General features: G+C 35.2%; 15 protein-coding genes. 12 read left to right on the forward strand and 3 right to left on the reverse strand.

The window, feature by feature from the left end:
• Nucleotides 1–599: 599 nt before the first annotated feature.
• Nucleotides 600–1,343: a DUF6261 family protein gene (locus BXY64_RS04195; RefSeq protein ID WP_147375887.1), complete on the reverse strand. Its 744-nt coding sequence runs from the start codon at nucleotides 1,341–1,343 to the stop codon at nucleotides 600–602.
• A gap of 915 nt (nucleotides 1,344–2,258) precedes the next feature.
• Between BXY64_RS04195 and BXY64_RS04200 the strand changes: the two genes are divergently transcribed.
• From BXY64_RS04200 to BXY64_RS04230, 7 genes are all read left to right on the forward strand, one after another.
• Nucleotides 2,259–2,714: a hypothetical protein gene (locus BXY64_RS04200; protein WP_120238682.1), complete on the forward strand. Its 456-nt coding sequence runs from the start codon at nucleotides 2,259–2,261 to the stop codon at nucleotides 2,712–2,714.
• Between the two features lie 14 nt (nucleotides 2,715–2,728).
• Nucleotides 2,729–3,328, forward strand: a complete 600-nt coding sequence (locus BXY64_RS04205; protein WP_120238683.1) for an RDD family protein — start codon at nucleotides 2,729–2,731, stop codon at nucleotides 3,326–3,328.
• Nucleotides 3,329–3,338: 10 nt separating this feature from the next.
• Nucleotides 3,339–3,878 (forward strand): hypothetical protein, encoded by a 540-nt coding sequence (locus BXY64_RS04210; protein WP_120238684.1) that lies wholly within the window; start codon nucleotides 3,339–3,341, stop codon nucleotides 3,876–3,878.
• A gap of 6 nt (nucleotides 3,879–3,884) precedes the next feature.
• Nucleotides 3,885–4,745, forward strand: a complete 861-nt coding sequence (locus BXY64_RS04215) for an RDD family protein (protein ID WP_120238685.1) — start codon at nucleotides 3,885–3,887, stop codon at nucleotides 4,743–4,745.
• Nucleotides 4,746–4,798: 53 nt separating this feature from the next.
• Entirely contained in the window at nucleotides 4,799–5,359 is a 561-nt protein-coding gene (locus BXY64_RS04220; protein ID WP_147375889.1) for a hypothetical protein, read from the forward strand.
• Between the two features lie 351 nt (nucleotides 5,360–5,710).
• Nucleotides 5,711–6,532, forward strand: a complete 822-nt coding sequence (locus BXY64_RS04225; protein WP_120238687.1) for a DUF4412 domain-containing protein — start codon at nucleotides 5,711–5,713, stop codon at nucleotides 6,530–6,532.
• 107 nt (nucleotides 6,533–6,639) lie between these two features.
• Nucleotides 6,640–7,473 (forward strand): FKBP-type peptidyl-prolyl cis-trans isomerase, encoded by an 834-nt coding sequence (locus tag BXY64_RS04230; RefSeq protein WP_120238688.1) that lies wholly within the window; start codon nucleotides 6,640–6,642, stop codon nucleotides 7,471–7,473.
• A gap of 71 nt (nucleotides 7,474–7,544) precedes the next feature.
• Here BXY64_RS04230 and ccsA (BXY64_RS04235) read toward each other — a convergent pair whose 3' ends face one another.
• The gene (ccsA, locus tag BXY64_RS04235) at nucleotides 7,545–10,610 is read right to left on the reverse strand and encodes a cytochrome c biogenesis protein (protein WP_120238689.1); all 3,066 of its coding nucleotides are present in this window, start codon (nucleotides 10,608–10,610) and stop codon (nucleotides 7,545–7,547) included.
• A gap of 495 nt (nucleotides 10,611–11,105) precedes the next feature.
• Here ccsA (BXY64_RS04235) and BXY64_RS04240 point away from each other — a divergent pair, with 495 nt between their 5' ends.
• The 5 genes from BXY64_RS04240 to ccsA (BXY64_RS04260) all read left to right on the forward strand — a co-directional run bounded on the left by BXY64_RS04240 (nucleotide 11,106) and on the right by ccsA (BXY64_RS04260) (nucleotide 16,829).
• The gene (locus tag BXY64_RS04240) at nucleotides 11,106–12,383 is read left to right on the forward strand and encodes an alginate export family protein (protein ID WP_120238690.1); all 1,278 of its coding nucleotides are present in this window, start codon (nucleotides 11,106–11,108) and stop codon (nucleotides 12,381–12,383) included.
• Between the two features lie 30 nt (nucleotides 12,384–12,413).
• On the forward strand, nucleotides 12,414–13,013 hold the full coding sequence (gene nrfH / locus BXY64_RS04245; protein ID WP_120238691.1) for a cytochrome c nitrite reductase small subunit: 600 nt from the start codon (nucleotides 12,414–12,416) through the stop codon (nucleotides 13,011–13,013).
• Between the two features lie 19 nt (nucleotides 13,014–13,032).
• On the forward strand, nucleotides 13,033–14,544 hold the full coding sequence (nrfA, locus tag BXY64_RS04250) for an ammonia-forming cytochrome c nitrite reductase (RefSeq protein WP_120238692.1): 1,512 nt from the start codon (nucleotides 13,033–13,035) through the stop codon (nucleotides 14,542–14,544).
• Between the two features lie 186 nt (nucleotides 14,545–14,730).
• Nucleotides 14,731–15,972, forward strand: a complete 1,242-nt coding sequence (locus BXY64_RS04255; RefSeq protein WP_120238693.1) for a cytochrome c biogenesis protein ResB — start codon at nucleotides 14,731–14,733, stop codon at nucleotides 15,970–15,972.
• A gap of 71 nt (nucleotides 15,973–16,043) precedes the next feature.
• Nucleotides 16,044–16,829 (forward strand): cytochrome c biogenesis protein CcsA, encoded by a 786-nt coding sequence (gene ccsA, locus BXY64_RS04260; RefSeq protein ID WP_211334400.1) that lies wholly within the window; start codon nucleotides 16,044–16,046, stop codon nucleotides 16,827–16,829.
• 160 nt (nucleotides 16,830–16,989) lie between these two features.
• Here the strand turns inward: ccsA (BXY64_RS04260) and BXY64_RS04265 are convergent, their stop codons facing one another.
• Nucleotides 16,990–17,340, reverse strand: coding sequence for a DUF5684 domain-containing protein (locus tag BXY64_RS04265; RefSeq protein ID WP_120238694.1), 351 nt, complete (start codon nucleotides 17,338–17,340; stop codon nucleotides 16,990–16,992).
• Nucleotides 17,341–17,558: the final 218 nt, after the last annotated feature.

Below are 17,558 nucleotides of genomic sequence, written 5' to 3' on the forward strand. Positions count from 1 at the left end.
ACAATAACCAAAAGTTAAAAAATGATTTATGATTTATTTAATAATACGACTTGGGTAATTTTATAACGTTTGTATAAAAAAGTATTAATTAATTTATTTGGTTGTATATTATTTGTAAGGTTAAATAAAGGGTAAGAGTGTTAGCAAAGTCACTATTGGTAAGGAAAATCTGGTTTTTGATTGCAAAATTGCAAATGAAATACTCCTATACTTTTATTTAGTAAACACATAGCTTGCAAGTTGTAAAGTGTGGTTTTTCCTGTAAATAAGTTTATTGAATCTATTTTAAAATTCATGCTTGTACAATTGTAAGCATTAAAAATTTTTCAATGTCAAATTTATTGACAATATCACCATGTAAACACTTTTAATGCCATATCTATTACTTCTTTTTCTGATTGTTTTATTTAGATGTTAATAATAGGAACTGAATAAATGTTTTAAATCAAAATATTTAGCTTAGGAGAAAAGCAAGTAATAGATTAAGTAATTATAATTTTGTAGCTATATAAGTTATTTGTGATACTTTATCCTTCAAAAATTCCAAAGAAAAAGCAGATCCGAAGATCTGCTCATTCTATTTTAGTATTAACCTATTATTACTGAGTAGACACTATTTCTTCAGTATCTTTTTGGTTGCGTGTTTTTCGGGTACGCACCTTAATATTTGTTTCTTCAATGCGTTCACAAATAATTTTAAAACTGGCAGCATACTTTTCAGGAAGAGCTGCACTTGCCCCTTCTAAATGCGGAATAAGTTTTTCGTTTAAAATTCCACGAACCTTATTTTTCTGTATCGATGGAGCGATGTAATCAACTTTGCTGGCCTTGCTTTCGCTTAATTTTTTGAAAGCTTCGGTTAGTGCAGCGGTTGATGCCTCAAACTTTACTACTCTATCGGGTACACTTAGCAGTATGTCTACTTTGGGTTTAAATGTTTCGTTGCCTAAATTTTGTAGCAAAGCTTTACTCATCGAAATTTGCATTTCGTAGTTAAGCTTGTTTAGTTGAAGGTTGTGCGATTTAATTAATTCGTAAACATCCTCGGCACATTTAGCAATGTCTTCATCGGGCATGTACATGTTGGCTTTAACAAATTGCTTTAAACACATAAAATCATCATCAGCAATTTTGTCTTCCTTGCGCACATTTTCGGCAAGAATATCGCCATGTACATGAGCAATAGACTGACTTAACAATTCATTTTCCTGTTTCAATTCTCTCAGAATCATACTAAGAATAAAGTCGGTTGACCAATCGCCTTTATCCAATTCTGAAGTAGCGACACTTGCAATGGTGTTAATCTCTTTGCTGTCGCAATAATAAAAAACACTTTCTGCCATTTCTTTTGTTTTTTGGGTTAAAGAAACAAACATCGAATCTGGTTAGTATGCTTGTTTCCGAAAACATAAGTTATCTATCATTTTTTTTTGAGTCGAAAACTAAGTTATAAAATAAAAAACTGAACAATAACAAAAAGTTAGCAATTAATTTATGATTTGTATGAAAGTGTAAATTAGCAAACTTGACAGGCGTTTTAGTGAAAAATATTTATTAACTTGGTTGATTCTATATTATTTGTAAGGTTAAATAAATGATAAGGTATTGCCAAAAGCCAATGATAGTGGGTTAAACCCGATTATTAAGATCTATCTACTGCAAAACTGTAAATAAAATACTTCATGAGTCCAATTTATTGAAAAACACGCGTTGCAAATGATGTAACAGCTGTTTTGCTACAAATACGGACATTGAATCACATGAAAAAGGCGTATTTCTACAAATATGGTTTTTGTATGATTTGAAAAGCCCGTGTTGATAACAAAAACAAGGATTTCAATTCGATATATCGCCATAATTGCGCAAAAATGGCCATTTATTTACTTTCAAAGCTTCTATTCGTGCAAATATGCGCATTGCAAAAGAAGAAACGTTCGTATTTGTACAAAAAGGGTGATTTCTTCACTTTTTACACTCATTTTTGTACCATTATGACCATTACAGAACTTGCAATGCCAAATGCGTTAGCAATATCTTCGTTGCAAGGCTTACAATGCCATATTTGTTGCACATATTGCTGATTTCCTTATTTAGATGTTAATAATAGAAGCCAAATAATTGTTTTGAATCAAAATATTTGGCTGAAGAGCAAAAAATAACCGATTAAGTGATTATAATTTTGTAGGTTTGGTGAGTGTGAAAGTGTCTGTAAGTAGATCGTATAAATAATAAAATTTAAACAAGAGAAATAATCTTAGATGGAAGAACAGTACTTATTCGAAGCAGAGAAATTTGGTTTGTCCGATAAATCAATTCATTTATTACGTAATCGATATAGCTATAAAACTATAGATTTAGAGGATGTTGATTCGATTACCATTGCAAAGGGAAAAGATCTTAATAATTGGGCTTGGGTATTGTTTATAGGAGTGATGTTATTGGCTTTTGTTGCTTATGATTTGCTTAAAATACTGAATCTTTATGGTGATGAAAATACTCATGTTATTTATCTTGAGCGACTTTTAATTCCATTGTTTCCATTTGTTTTAGGCATTTATACAGTAATAATTTCATTAAGAAATTCGAAAGTAATGAGAATGTATGTCGGAAGTAAGAAGTATCATTTTTCACTTCGGAGGATTATAAAAGCAAATAGCTACGACGAATTTATTGTACAAATCAAAGATCAATATAAATCTATTAGAATTAATTAAAGTGTAATTAGAATATGACCCAAGATTTTACCGAGGTAATGTCGGAAAGAAGTAACGAAGAATTAATAAAAATTACCACAATACAAAGGTTAGATTATCAACCTGCGGCTGTAGTAGTTGCAGAAAAAGAGTTGGCAAAACGAAATATTGATAAGGATGAGGTTGAGACAACAAAAGAAGAAATTCTGGAAAAGAAAGTAGAAGGTGAAAAGCTTGAAGTATCAAAAGTAAAATCATGGGTTCGCTTTGTGCATTTTCTTGTTGATATTATTACCATATTTTTGATTTATATATTTGTTGTAGGTATCATAACTACTCTGTTTATAGATGAAGTAAATCCAATGATAGCAGAGGCCACCTTACCTTTTTTGTTGTTTGTTTTCTCCTTTTTTTATTACATTATTTTGGAATACAAATACCAAGTTACTGTTGGCAAGATATTGATGAAAACAAAGGTTGTAATGAAGGATGGAAGTGTTCCTGAATTGTCAGATATCATTGCACGTACTTTTTGTCGTATCATTCCCTTCGATAGAATCTCATACTTGTTCACTAAAAATGGATTTCATGATCGTTTGTCGAGTACTATGGTAGTGAAGCAAGTTGAAGAGTAAATCAATTAGTATGAGAAATAAAGTTTTAATAATATCCCTAACAATAATTGGTTTTGCAATTATTGCCTTTTATGCCATGAATTGGTTCAAAGAGTTTATGGTTATTGATTCTTGTTTAGATAAGGGCGGTAGATGGAATTATGAATTAGGAAAGTGTGAGTTTTGTGTTGATTCTGTTGATGTAAATATTGCCTATTGGATAGCGGATTATAATGAGGATAAAGGAGAATATTTAATTAGGGGCAAAAAATTGGATTCAATTGAAAAAACACCAGAAGTATTAATAAATATTCTTAATGGAAGAGAACTGGAATGTAGCTTGGAATATAAGGGAATACGAGGTGATACCATTTGTGTAGGAATAATTAATGGTTTGTATTTATCGGAACGGATGGGCACAACAGGGGCTTATTGTTTTCTGGGAGAGACCATATTTACTTTAACAGAATTGGATTCAATTAATAAGGTAAGTATCGAAATGGAAGTAGGTTCTCATGCTGGACCAGGTGTTTATACAAAAGATGATTTTTACGATTTAATAAAAGAATAATAATACATGATTAATCAACCAGAAAGAGTAAATGCAGGTTTAAGATTGGCCTCAATGTTAGTAGATCATTTTATAATGACTTTTGTGTGTATGCTAATAGCCGTACCTGGTATTTTTATAGCAATGTTTGATGTATTTACCATTGATCATGAACCAACTGATATATTTATGGGATCGGCTTCTTTTATGTTTTTTGTTGGTTTTTCGGCCTATTTTAATAAAGATATTTTTAATGGAAGAAGCGCAGCAAAGCGGATTCTTAAACTGCAGGTTGTTGATATCAAAACGGGAAAGGCAGCTAACCCATTAAAATGTTTTGTGCGAAACATACCAATTGTATTTTGGCCATTAGAGGCAGTTTTTGTTTTGGCTAATCCTAAGCGTAGGTTAGGCGATTTTATAGCAGGAACGAGAATCGAATATGTTGAGCATCCTGAAAAAAATAGAATGGATTGGCCAAAATTTACCATATCAGTTTTTATTGCTATTGGTTTCTCGTTTTTAATGTCCTTGCCATTTTCTTATCTCAGTTCAATGCACGAAACAGAGAAGACTCCATATGTAATAGAATCATTAAATAATCAAAAGTCTGAGGAGGCAAATGCAGTTTTCACAACACAACTCAACGATTTAATAAAGGAGGCAGATTTTAAAATATACGACAATATTCATGGTGAGGAGAGAGGGTATGTTGCGGGAATTCTGTATTTCAAATACCGTGAAGATTATGAAGATTTTGAACAATCGGAAAGCCAAATAAAAGAATTGTTGGCAAAAAAATATCCATTAGAACAATATTGTTGCTTTATCAAATTTGTTTACAAAGAATCTGGTAGTTTAAATACTAGGCAAAGATTTTATAAGTAAGAATACTGTAATAAAAGTAAAACTTTCACAAACCAATAATTCTTTTTAGTGTAATGAAACTTTATCACCTAATATTATTAATAGTCGTTGTGTTTTACTCCTGTTCAAACGATGAATCTAATCGTATTTACGAAGAAATCGATTTATTTGAGTTGGATGATTTTATTTGGCAATCAAGATCAGATTTTGAGAATCATTACAAACATTTCTATGTACAGGAATATGACAAATTACCTTATTATGGTTTTCAGACTGAACAAGGTGTTTACGAAATGAAATGCTATACTGTAAATGAGAATTGGCCAATAATATCAATATGGGCAGGATATCAAGGAACAGAGAGCAGAGAAGAGGCAATCGAGCGAATGAGAAGAATTGCCAATGCTCATTTTAAAACTTTACCTGTTGAGACCAATATCAATATTGATTTGTATTCTCTTGATGGTCCGGAAACTGTAGAGGTTGAAAATTTGGATGAGTTTTATAATAATGCGATTGAAGATAAACTTGAAAGTATAAAGCAATATTGGATCATAGATGATTACATATACCAAATTGCATTAAGAAATAATCACGTGAGTGTTTCTATCTATATATTAAAGGAAAAATTATAGGAGTGATTTTATTAAGCTTGTCTATTAATTAGAGCTTGTATGCCCTCGCTGCCGAACGAATCCTTTCGTGTGGTTTTAAACTCTCCCTATAAAAAATATTTATCGACCTGTCAGACTCATACCTGACAGGTCTTTTTTTACCTTCAGAATTCTATCATATCGCAAAGCCGACCTTCCTTTTCTTGACTTACTTCGCCATATTCCTTAATTTTAATCTCATGCCATTTTTACTATGAAAATAGTGTGTTGGTATATTCCAAAAACACAACCTCTCTTTGGCTTTATCGGAGCATTTATTTTCGGATGAAGCATATACAACACTATTAACTTTAAAGCTTGAAAAACGAAAAAATGAAACGTAAAAAATTGCTAGTAGCCTTGTTGTTTACCGCATTGTTTGTGATGGTTTGTTATCAGCCATTATCGGCAGGATGGATTATTAAGTCGAAAACCACCAGTGAGTATGAGAGTGGTTGGAGCGAGATGTATTTGCAAAACAATGTATTTAAAATGGTTGATGAGGATCACATTTTCATTCTGAATGGAAATACACGCGATCTTACCTTTGTAAATGTGCAGGAGAATACTTACTGGAAAGGAAACCTGGACGATTTTAAGAATAGAATGAAAGAGTTTTTTGGCAAGGCAATGGATCAGTATTCTGCTCAAATGAAAGAGGCAATGAAAAACCTTACCTCCGAACAAAGAGCTATGATGGAGCAAATGGGAAAGAATAATCCGATGCTTAACGAAATGCAAGGCACAAAAACAAAGCCACCGGTGGTAGAAGTTGTGCGAACTGGCGAAGTGATGACCATTGTAAAAAGATCGGCCAGAAAATACATTGTAAAATCGGATGGAAAGAAGATGGAAGAGGTTTGGTTGGCAGAAAATATGATTTCGAAGAAGGATTGGAATCCTGAAATATTCAGAGAATTGGCCGAAAGCATGAGTATGGGAGTGAGCTCGACCGATTATGAAGATAGCGAGCAATATTGGAAGCTTGAAGATAAGGGAATTCCTCTAAAAACGGTTTATTTTCAGGATGATTATAAATCTGTTGATGAGGTGGTGGAATTGACAGAGAAAAACCTTCCTGCATCTACTTTTGAGCCACCAACAGATTGCAAGGAGATGAGTCTGGAGCATATTTTTCAGAATATGGAAGAGTAGGCTATCGACAAGGAAGAAATTTTGCAAATGATTAGCTCTTTGGGCATTTTTATTTTGTAAGTGCTGTATTTCATTATATTTGTCGTTCTAACACAAAATCAACAAAAATGAAGTACAATTTACTGGCCTTGGTATTGGCATTTGTGGCAATCTCATGTTCGAGCGATGGAGAGAAAGACTACAGAGAAGAAAACGATGCGGAGATTGCCGCTTATCTAATAGAAAACAATTTGAATGCAACGCGATCTGAATCGGGATTGTATTACGTAATTGAGGATGAGGGTGCAGGAAAAAATATTAGCATGATTTCGGATGTAACGTTAACTTACAAGGGTTATACCACAAACGGAGAAGTGTTTGACACAACAGGCGATGATTTGGCTTCGTTTAATCTGCAAAATGTAATTAGAGGTTTTGCTGAAGGCTTGTCGTACCTTAACGAAGGAGGTAAAGCTACTTTATTGATTCCTGCTCATTTGGGTTATGGCAGCAAGGATCATGGCAACATATTGGCAGGATCGGTTCTTATTTTCGAAGTAGAGGTGTATTCACCTGAAATGATTGCTGAGAAAAACGATGCAGACATTCAGGCTTACATCGAAAAGGAAGGATTGGATGCTACAAAAACAGAATCGGGTTTATACTATACGGTAGATGAGCCTGGAACAGGAGCGCAACCAACAGATGAATCGATAGTAAAAATTGTATACAAAGGCACTTTTTTAAATGGAACGAAATTCGGTGAAAGTGGTTCGGTAGGTGTTGATATTGAACTAAGCGATGTGATTGATGGATGGAAAGAAGGGATTCCTTTGTTTAAAGAAGGTGGAAAGGGTAAGTTGATTATTCCTGCACACTTGGGATATGGCAGTTACAATTACAGTGGTATGCCTGGCGGTTCGGTATTGGTTTTCGAAATTGAACTATTAAAAGTAAACTAAGCTTAATTGCTTTAATCAGATAATATAGAGAAAGAGGCTGTCTCCTAAAAGGGACAGCCTCTTTTGTTTTTTTAAGCCTCTTCGGTTTCGGGCTCGTAATTGTATTTCTTGTAATTAAAGTATGCTATTAAACTAAGGGCAAATAGTATTGCTACCGAATAATATACCCAGCTTGGTATTGGCACCGGATCCCCTTTTGCGTAGGAGTGTAATCCGGCAAGATAATAGTTAACCCCAAAGTAAGTCATCAGGATAGCTGAGTAGGACCATATCGAAGCCAAATTAAAAGAGTAAACCGATTTTAATCCAGGAATAAAACGCATGTGTAATACAAAGCTATATACCAAGATGCTAACCAGTGCCCAGGTTTCTTTTGGATCCCATCCCCAGTATCGACCCCACGATTCGTTGGCCCATACTCCGCCAAGGAAAGTGCCAATGGTAAGGAAATACAATCCAATGGTCATGGTCATTTCGCTAATGCGAGTCAAATCGACTACATTTTCTGCAATAACATCTTTGTTTTTGTTATTCTGAAGGATGTATAGCGTTAGGTTTATCATTCCTAAAATTGTAGCCAAGGCCAAAAATGCATAACTCGATGTAATAATGGCAACATGAATGGTCAACCAATAAGATTTTAATACAGGAACCAGGTTGGTTACTTCTGGATTCATCCAACTTAAATGAGCTACAAATAAGAACAAACCAGCCAATACTGCAGTTGCAGCCAAAGCCAACTTCGATTTTTTAGCAAATATGAATCCGGCCAACAAGCATCCCCAGGCAATAAAAGTCATGGTTTCGAAACCATTGCTCCAAGGTGCGCGCCCGGCAATGTACCAGCGGGCAGCTAAGCCTGCAGTGTGTAATAAGAATCCAACCCCTAAAATTACCATAGCGATTCCTACTACCCATTTTATTGGAAAATTAGGACGTAGAATGTGCGTAACCAGGAAGATAATTAGGAAGAATCCAATCATTAAATAGTAAGGGAACAAACGCTTAAAGATATTGACGTTGTTGTACAGGATTTCCACTTTTTGTTTCGATTCAGATGGCAATACTTCACTACCGAACTTCTTCTGAAATTTTTTGATGCCATCAATATAGGTGTCGGCTGTTTTGGTATTTCCCGAATTTAAAGCCTGACTCATCAGAACTATTGATTTTTTAATGAACAGGGAGTCTTCAGAGGCTGCAGTAACGGTTGATGTTGGGTTGTACCACGCACCCATTTTATCCTTAGGGTTAGGGAAAATCTTTAAAAATTCCCCTGTGAACACCATATAGGTAATGTTGATACGCTCGTCTACCGCCATAATTTCTTTGTCGTAAGAGGAACGGTGAGCAGGTTTTTTCGAGTAAGCATCCTGAACCTTTTTACTTAGCTTGTATTGGCCCATTTCGTTTACAAAATCCTTGAAAGCGCCATGTTTACCACTAATGCCAAGCTCTCTAGCCAATTCTGAATTACCAACCTTAATCATCTGAACTGTTTGCCACTCTTGTGGATTCACAATCATACTTAGGAAGATCTGTTCGGCAGGATATCCTTTAAACTTTCCTTTTTTGGTTACTTTTCGAATCACTTCACTGGCAAGAGTGTTTACAGGTTCAAATCTTCCGCCATTATCCTGAATCATGACTTCGCCAAAATTCTTAGCTTGCTCCAAAGGAACCACATTTAGGTCTTGTGCACTTGCACTTAAACTGCTTCCACCTAGAGCAAAAGCTAAAATGGCCATCACTTTTACTTTTCGTGATTTACGACCTAAAATTTTGAATCTGCTGTAAGGATTAACCAATGACCATGCCATTCCCAGCATTAGCAGGAAGTAACCAAAGTAAGTAATTGTCATTCCCCAGCGGTCATGATTTACAGAAAGAACAGTTCCTAGCTCATCGGTATCATAAGAAGCTTGGAAGAATCTGTAGCCTTCGTGATTTAGTATGTTGTTCATATAAATTCTGTAATCTTTTTTAATGCCTTTTGTTTCGTCGATAAGAGTAACTTCACTAGCAAAAGAAGAAGGACTGTTAGAACCAGGATATCTTTCCAATTGGAAATCATTCAGTTTTAAGGAGAATGGCAATTCCATAATTTTTGAACCATAGGCTATGGAAATGTTCACATCTCCAATAGAAGTTATTTCTGCTTTGCCAGTATAATCTTTTTGGCCTTTTACAATTAGTTCTTTCTGATAACTTCCATTTTTAATATCGAATACCAATAGAGTAGGGGCATTCTTGTCTTGTCCTTGAATGTACTTGAATTTTGCTGCAGGATAGAAATTTTTAATTACAAGTTTGGTTCCACCAATATCGTATAATTTACGAGGCGAAACAACATGCCATTGTTTGGCTGCCATTGGAATGGCATCGCCACCCATCATACTCAACTCCTTTAATGGCATTGGGCTTATCATTCGTAAACTATCCGTGTAGTCAAATACAATTGCATTTGGATGAGGATTGCTTCCAAAAGCCAATAGGTTGTTTTCAACCATTTTATGCGAGTTGTACTCCAAAGTAAAATTTTGCATTCCATTCATTCCGGCACTACCTACAGCAACCATTTCTATAACTGGAGTACCACTCATATCTTGAACTAGTGTAGTTTGAGCATTTGGTATAAATGTTTTTAACTGGATATCAACTTCACTATCATCAACCGAAAGGCTCTCATTAAAGTCATCCGATTTAACTGAAGATAGGGTAAACTTCTCGCTTAGTTCAGATGTTTTTCCATTCTTTTCCAATTTCACATCAATGTATGAATCCATTGTGGTAATTTGGTTGGTAGATTGACCTTCTCGAATGTGCATGTTTCCTTCAAACCCTACATATCGGGTAAATGCAGAACCCACAATTATTACAACAAAAGAAGCATGGAAAATGAAAATAGACCACTTTTCTTGCTTGTATAACTTGTAGGTAAAAATATTGGCGATCAAATTAAGTGTAAGCAACAAAAGTAAAAGCTCGAACCAGCGAGCGTCGTAAACCATTGCTCGAGCTGCTGGAGTTCCAAAATCATTTTCTATGAATGTTGCTGTTCCAATCGAAAATGCAAACAGGATAATGAGCACTCCCATCATCTGCATAGAGAATAGAAAATTCAAAAGTTTCTTCATCTGATTCAATATATTTTATGAAGTACGCTAGTACTACTGGTTAGTTTAGAATGTTAGTGTATGTAAATTGGATTTCAAGATACGCTTTTCTTTATAAATTAAAAATCGATGCATATCGGTAGATTTAATGAAAAATATATGTTTTTATGTCAATATAAAGGTGTAACTTGTTGCTTGTTAGATATTATTGAGGAGTATAGGTTATTTATTAAGCAATGATGTGCTTTTTTGTATTACATATTAAATGTGTGGTGTGTAAACAGTAATCTTATTTAGATTAAAAATAAATTAAGATGCGAAAGTGTTTTGTTTTTCGTATCAAAATCATCTGAAAGTCAATAGTAGAAAAGGATAAAAAGGTATTAAAATTTAAATATAATAAATTTAAATAATCCATTAATCTTGAAATGAATTAATAATTCAATTAGTATTGTATCAATATCACTTAATTATTGAATTGAATAAGAGATTTTTAATTTAAAATCTAACCGAACTATGAAAAAACTATTTCGCCTATTTCTAGTCCTTTTTCTAGGACTGGTGCCATCTTTAGTAATGGCTCAGCTTACTTTTACCGGAGAAATCAGACCACGTACAGAGTATCGTCATGGTTTAAAATCACTTTTTAACTCTTCAGATGAAGCTGCATTTTTTACTTCACAGCGTACACGTTTAAATTTAGGTTATACTCAGGAGAAATTCAGAGTAGGGCTTTCTGTTCAGGATGTTCGTGTTTGGGGTGATGTTGCTCAATTAAATGTATCCGACAAAAATAAATTAATGCTTCACGAAGCATGGGGGGAAATCATTTTCAACGAAAACTTCTCTTTAAAAGTTGGTCGTCAGGAATTGGTATATGATGACTCTAGAATTTTGGGTAATGTAGGTTGGGCTCAGCAAGCCAGAAGTCACGACTTGGCATTGTTAAAGTTTAAAACTGATGAAAAGGGTAAATTCCATGTTGGTTTTGCTGTTAATAATAATAATGAAACCACTGTTCGAAATTCCTACATTGGTTCATATAAGCATATGGAATTTGCTTGGTATAACAGAAAGAGTGACCAATTTGATTTCAGTTTATTGTTTATGAATGTTGGCCAAGAAATTACAGTTGTTGATGGCGATGATATTTCTTTTGAAGGTGAGAGTGTTCAAACATTTGGAACACATATGAATTACCGTCCTGGTAAAATATCCTTTACAGGGTCGTTATATGCTCAAACTGGGAAACATCCTTTGGGGAATGATATGAAAGCTTACATGTTCAATTTAGGTATGAAATTTCCTGTTGCAGATAACTGGAAAGGTAATGTAGGTATCGAAATGCTTTCAGGTACTGACTATGATGCAACATCAAAAACTAGGTTGGATGAAGATTATAAATCATTTACTCCGTTATTTGGTACAAATCACAAATTTAATGGTCATATGGATTACTTCTATGTTGGTAACCATACTGGCAATGTTGGTTTGACTGATATTTATGGCGGACTGAATCATTCAAAGGGACAATGGTCATTTGCTACTGCAATTCACGTGTTCTCAACTGCTGCTGATCTTTATTTAGGTCCTGAAAAACAAGATAAATACTTAGGAACTGAGCTTGATTTATCAGTAGGATACAAGTACTCAAAGAGTGTTTTGGTTAAAGCTGGTTACTCACACATGTTTGCATCGGATTCGATGGAAGCTTTGAAAGGTGGTGACAAAGATGAAACTCAAAACTGGGGATGGGTAATGCTTGTGTTTAAGCCAAATTTCTTGAAAAAATAAAGAAAACTCCATACATTAAAACTAGTGCTAATGGTAAGATTATTAAAATTTTTAACACCACCTCCAAAATGGAAGCTTCCGGTTTATGTACTGCTTGGGATATTCTTTGGACTAGGCTGCTATGTGCTTTATCTTTCTAAAGCAGCATCTTATTTGTCCGACTCGCCTGAGACTTGCGTAAACTGCCATGTTATGGCTCCACAGTATGCTACCTGGAATCATAGCTCGCATAGGGAAGTTGCCACGTGTAACGATTGCCACGTTCCGCACAACAACGTATTTAACAAGTACTTTTTTAAAGCCAAAGACGGCTTGCGCCATGCAAGTATGTTCGCGTTGAGAATGGAACCAGAGGTAATTTTTATACTTGATGAGGGTAAGGAAGTAGTTCACAACAACTGCGTCCGTTGTCACAGTCAACAACTGACTGATCCGAAACTGGTAGCTAAAGTGCCAAACCATGCCCACAATACTCAGGATAGAGTTTGTTGGGAATGTCACCGAGAAGTACCGCATGGAAGAGTGAACAGTTTATCTAGTGTTCCAAACGCCCGAGTTCCGCTTCCTGAAAGTCCGGTGCCTGACTGGTTAAAAGAATACATGAAAGAAACTGAATTAGAAAACGAATAAAACTTAAACTAAATATACTATGAAACCAATACAAGAATCTGTAGGCAAAAAACCAATGTTGGGATGGTTGATCTTCCTGGTAACTTTGGTTGTTGTATTCCTACTTGGATTGTTAGCTTCATCTATCATGGAAAGAAGGGCAGAATCTGTTTATGCCTATACTCCTCAAGTTGAGCACGGTCAGTGGGAACCAAGAAATGAAGTTTGGGGTGAAAATTTCCCAAGAGAATTTGAATCATATTATAACACAGCTGATACTACTTTCCGCAGTAAGTATAATGGTGGTGCTATGATTGATATGTTAGAGGTTGATCCTCGTTTAGTTGTTCTTTGGGCTGGTTATGGTTTTGCAAAAGACTATAATCAAGGTCGCGGTCACTACTATGCTGTAGAAGATTTAAGAAATACATTAAGAACAGGTGGTCCTGTTGATGATAAAACAGGTCCTATGCCATCTACTTGTTGGACTTGTAAATCTCCGGATGTACCTCGTTTGATGAATGAAATAGGAGTTGCTGAATATTACGCAGGAAAATGGTCTTCGAAAGGACATGAAGTGGTTAACCCAATTGGTTGTGCAGACTGTCATGATTCAGAGACTATGAATTTAAGAATTTCTCGTCCTTATTTGATCGAAGCATTCGAACGTATGGGTAAGGATATCAATGATGCTACTCACCAGGAAATGCGTTCTTTGGTATGTGCTCAGTGTCACGTTGAGTATTACTTTAACAAGAATCGTGTTAAAGGATCTGCATTTGTTCAATTGCCATGGGATAAAGGTATGGGTGTTGAAGAAATGGAAGAGTACTACGATGAAATGGAATTTAAAGATTGGACTCATGCTTTAAGTAAGGCTCCAATGTTGAAAGCTCAGCATCCAGGATACGAAGTATACTTAAAAGGTATTCACGCCGACCGTGGTGTTTCTTGTGCTGACTGTCACATGCCATATAAATCAGAAGGGGGACAGAAATTTACCGATCACCATATCCAATCGCCTTTGAACAACGTTGCCAACTCATGTCAGGTTTGTCACCGTGAGGAAACTGATAAGTTGATTCAGAATGTTTACACTCGTCAGGATCAGATTATTCACAATAGAGACAAACTGGAAGAGTTGTTGGTACGTGCTCACGTAGAAGCTAAGAAAGCATGGGATTTAGGTGCAACAGAAGAAGAAATGAAGCCTATATTAATGGGTATTCGTCACGCACAATGGCGTTGGGATTATGCAGCTGCTTCTCATGGTGGTTCATTCCATGCTCCAACTGAAATAGGTCGTATTATTACAACTGGTGTGGAGCGTGTTCAAGAAGCTCGTATTGCATTGGTTAGAGTATTCCACAAGTATGGATTTACAGGTGAAGTTCCTTATCCAGATATTACTACTAAGGCGAAAGCTCAGGAGTTTATTGGTTTACCAATGGATAAATTGAATAAAGAGAAAGAAACATTCAAGAAGAACTTAGTTCCTGAGTGGGATAAGAAAGCGAAAGAACGCGAAGCCACTTATCAGGTGAAAATGTAATGATTTACAGTTAAAGTAATAGGTTCTATGCCGTCCTTCATGGGCGGCATATTTTTTAGAATAATATTTACCCATATGGGAAATGTCGATTCTATATAAGCACTTTAGGGCTTATTTGTTCTATAAAATGATACGAAATTCTAAAAAATGTTACGATCTTAACAAATCTTGTTTAAATATTGAGATATGAGTAAGACCACTAAACCACTATGGCAAAACCCGTGGGGATATGCTGAAAGTTTTTTAATTGCATTCGGATTATTGCTAATTGGATTCCTATTGGAATTTACCATACAATCTAATTCAGGAACATCCATCAGGTATCCTATGAATTTAATTTTAGGAGGAGTTTTTTTAACGCTACTCCTGGTGTTTTATGGATTATTAAAGAAATCAAAACTATACCTGTTTCTTTCAGGAATACCAGCATCTATTGGTGCAATAAGTATGTTAACGCTATTGGTTATTATTATGGGAGTTACTCCGCAGGTGCCAATGCAAGACAAAAACCTGATAACAAAATTGAGCTTAAATCAGCTTACCACTTCCTGGCCGTTTTTATTTATCAACTTTTACTTACTGGTAATATTGGCATTCGTTATTATTCGAAAAAGTTTTCCATTTAAATGGAAGAACTGGGGGTTTGTTTGCAGTCATTTGGGATTGTGGATTACCATATTTGCTGCGGGTTTAGGTTCTGGAGATTTAATGCGCTTAAAAATGGATTTACATGAGAATAAAACCGAATGGAAAGCGTATGACGATAAAGGGAATTATTACGAATTGCCACTTGCCATTAAACTAAACGATTTTATTGTCGACGAATTTAATCCGAAGTTGGCAGTTGTTGAAAACGAAACGGGAAAACTTTATGAGCCAAGCAAACCATCTATGATCATGATCGAAAAAGATTTGACTGCTCAATTGCACAATTGGTCGGTTACAATAGGTGAGTTTTTACCTTTATCGGGAAGGGCAGGAGATAAGTATCATCCATTACATGATTTTGGTGCTGCTCCTGCAGCTAAAGTAAGTGTTAGCACAAACTCAGCGGAAGCTCTTACTGGTTGGATTTCTTGTGGCAGTTTTAATCGACCACATGAATCTCTTAAATTGAATGATAATTATTCATTGTTGATGACAGTACCGGAACCAAAGAAGTTTTCATCAGAGGTTACCATATATACTCCTGATGGCAAAAAGGAAGATAAAGTTCTTGAAGTAAACAAACCACAAAGTGTGAATGGGTGGAAAATATACCAATTGAGCTACGATGAGAAAATGGGGAAATACTCAAGTCTTAGTGTAGTAGAAGTTGTAAAAGATCCTTGGCAGATTTATGTGTATATCGGTATTTTCATGATGATGATTGGAGCCATTTATATGTTTTGGAGAGGAAATAAAGTAACAATTAACAGTGAACAATGAACAGTGATCAGTTACCAGTAATAATTGTGTTTGTTGATTACTGCTAACTGTTAACTGCTAACTAAAAAAATATGATTTGGAACTATTTTTTAATGGCAGCGGGTGTAAGTTCTGCAAGTTGGATATTATCGGCATTCATTCCTAAAAAAGATATTATCAGGAATTTATTGGTGCTAATAGGAATTCTTAGTATGGCAGTTTATATAGGTTTTTTATGGACCAGTTTGGAGCGACCTCCTCTAAGAACTCTAGGAGAAACACGATTGTGGTATTCATTGTTTATATCGATAATAGGTTTGATTACCTACTTCCGTTGGCGATACCTTTGGATGCTTTACTATTGCCTGTTTATGTCGCTTCTGTTTTTGTTTATTAATTACTTGCATCCCGAGAATTTCTCGAAGACATTAATGCCAGCCTTACAAAGTCCATGGTTCGTTCCGCATGTAGTTGTGTACATCATTTCCTATGCATTTTTGGCCGCATCTACATTGGTTGCAGTTTATGGATTGTACCAAGTAAAGAGAGAAAAATTCGAAGCCAAATACATGCAAGTGGCTGATAATTTAGTATACCTTGGGTTTGCATTCCTAACTTTCGGTCTTTTGTTTGGAGCCTTGTGGGCCAAAGAAGCTTGGGGGCATTATTGGACCTGGGATCCAAAAGAAACCTGGGCATTCATCACTTGGATGGGATATTTGGTATACATCCATCGTCGATATCAGAAGCCAGGAAAGTATGTTTCGGCTTTGTGGATTTTAGCACTGGCATTTGTAATACTTCTTGTGTGCTGGTTTGGTGTTAACTATTTGCCATCAGCACAATTTAGCGTGCATACCTATAGCATGCAACCTTAAAGTTAATAATTGGCGACCATTGCTTGCTGGGAGACTAGTATAGCTACTAGTGGGAAGGGGCCACGAAGATGAGTATGAAAGTAAAATTGTATTAGAGATTGTACTAGATATAAAAATGCCAGTTCGAAAGAACTGGCGTTTTGTATTATAAATAGATTGTTTATTCTTGTTTAATACCTGCAGGACCTTGGTAAGTTGCATCTCCTAATCCTAGGATTGGATAGAAAATAAATGGTAGGAAAATTAACCCAAAGGTAAAGCCTGTGCCTTTCCCAAAACTTTTAGATAAAAGATGGACCATTCTTATGGCAATTATAATATTCACAATTGGAATAAAAATCAATAGCAATAACCACCACCATGGTTTTCCAATGATTCTTAGCCATACTATTGTACTGTAAATTGGAATAATGCAGGCCCAACCAGGTTGGTTTGCCTTTTCATAGGTTTTCCATGCTGATACAATCATTAATACAATCAAACCTAAATAAAAAAGTAATCCTATTGTCATTCTTTTAATTCTATTATTCTCCTACTCGTATGGCTTTTCGGATGCGCCCCGTTTATGGTTTCTGGACTCCATTTGAAATTTGCAGGCGCGAAAGTAACAATTTAAATTATTATGCTTGTTTATTTTTTTAGTTGTTTTTAGAAGAAATGTTGTATTTATTGATGTTTAGTTATTTCTATACTAAGAAAGAATTGTTTAGTAAATAAAAACGCCGATTC

The organism is Marinifilum flexuosum, from assembly GCF_003610555.1.
GTDB lineage: Bacteria > Bacteroidota > Bacteroidia > Bacteroidales > Marinifilaceae > Marinifilum > Marinifilum flexuosum.

What these genes read in the sequence shown, in the direction of transcription:
- BXY64_RS04195 (WP_147375887.1), bottom strand. Translation starts at nt 1,343, where the DNA reads ATGGCAGAAAGTGTTTTTTATTATTGCGACAGCAAAGAGATTAACACC.
- BXY64_RS04200 (WP_120238682.1), top strand. Translation starts at nt 2,259, where the DNA reads ATGGAAGAACAGTACTTATTCGAAGCAGAGAAATTTGGTTTGTCCGAT.
- BXY64_RS04205 (WP_120238683.1), top strand. Translation starts at nt 2,729, where the DNA reads ATGACCCAAGATTTTACCGAGGTAATGTCGGAAAGAAGTAACGAAGAA.
- BXY64_RS04210 (WP_120238684.1), top strand. Translation starts at nt 3,339, where the DNA reads ATGAGAAATAAAGTTTTAATAATATCCCTAACAATAATTGGTTTTGCA.
- BXY64_RS04215 (WP_120238685.1), top strand. Translation starts at nt 3,885, where the DNA reads ATGATTAATCAACCAGAAAGAGTAAATGCAGGTTTAAGATTGGCCTCA.
- BXY64_RS04220 (WP_147375889.1), top strand. Translation starts at nt 4,799, where the DNA reads ATGAAACTTTATCACCTAATATTATTAATAGTCGTTGTGTTTTACTCC.
- BXY64_RS04225 (WP_120238687.1), top strand. Translation starts at nt 5,711, where the DNA reads ATGAAACGTAAAAAATTGCTAGTAGCCTTGTTGTTTACCGCATTGTTT.
- BXY64_RS04230 (WP_120238688.1), top strand. Translation starts at nt 6,640, where the DNA reads ATGAAGTACAATTTACTGGCCTTGGTATTGGCATTTGTGGCAATCTCA.
- ccsA (WP_120238689.1), bottom strand. Translation starts at nt 10,610, where the DNA reads ATGAAGAAACTTTTGAATTTTCTATTCTCTATGCAGATGATGGGAGTG.
- BXY64_RS04240 (WP_120238690.1), top strand. Translation starts at nt 11,106, where the DNA reads ATGAAAAAACTATTTCGCCTATTTCTAGTCCTTTTTCTAGGACTGGTG.
- nrfH (WP_120238691.1), top strand. Translation starts at nt 12,414, where the DNA reads ATGGTAAGATTATTAAAATTTTTAACACCACCTCCAAAATGGAAGCTT.
- nrfA (WP_120238692.1), top strand. Translation starts at nt 13,033, where the DNA reads ATGAAACCAATACAAGAATCTGTAGGCAAAAAACCAATGTTGGGATGG.
- BXY64_RS04255 (WP_120238693.1), top strand. Translation starts at nt 14,731, where the DNA reads ATGAGTAAGACCACTAAACCACTATGGCAAAACCCGTGGGGATATGCT.
- ccsA (WP_211334400.1), top strand. Translation starts at nt 16,044, where the DNA reads ATGATTTGGAACTATTTTTTAATGGCAGCGGGTGTAAGTTCTGCAAGT.
- BXY64_RS04265 (WP_120238694.1), bottom strand. Translation starts at nt 17,340, where the DNA reads ATGACAATAGGATTACTTTTTTATTTAGGTTTGATTGTATTAATGATT.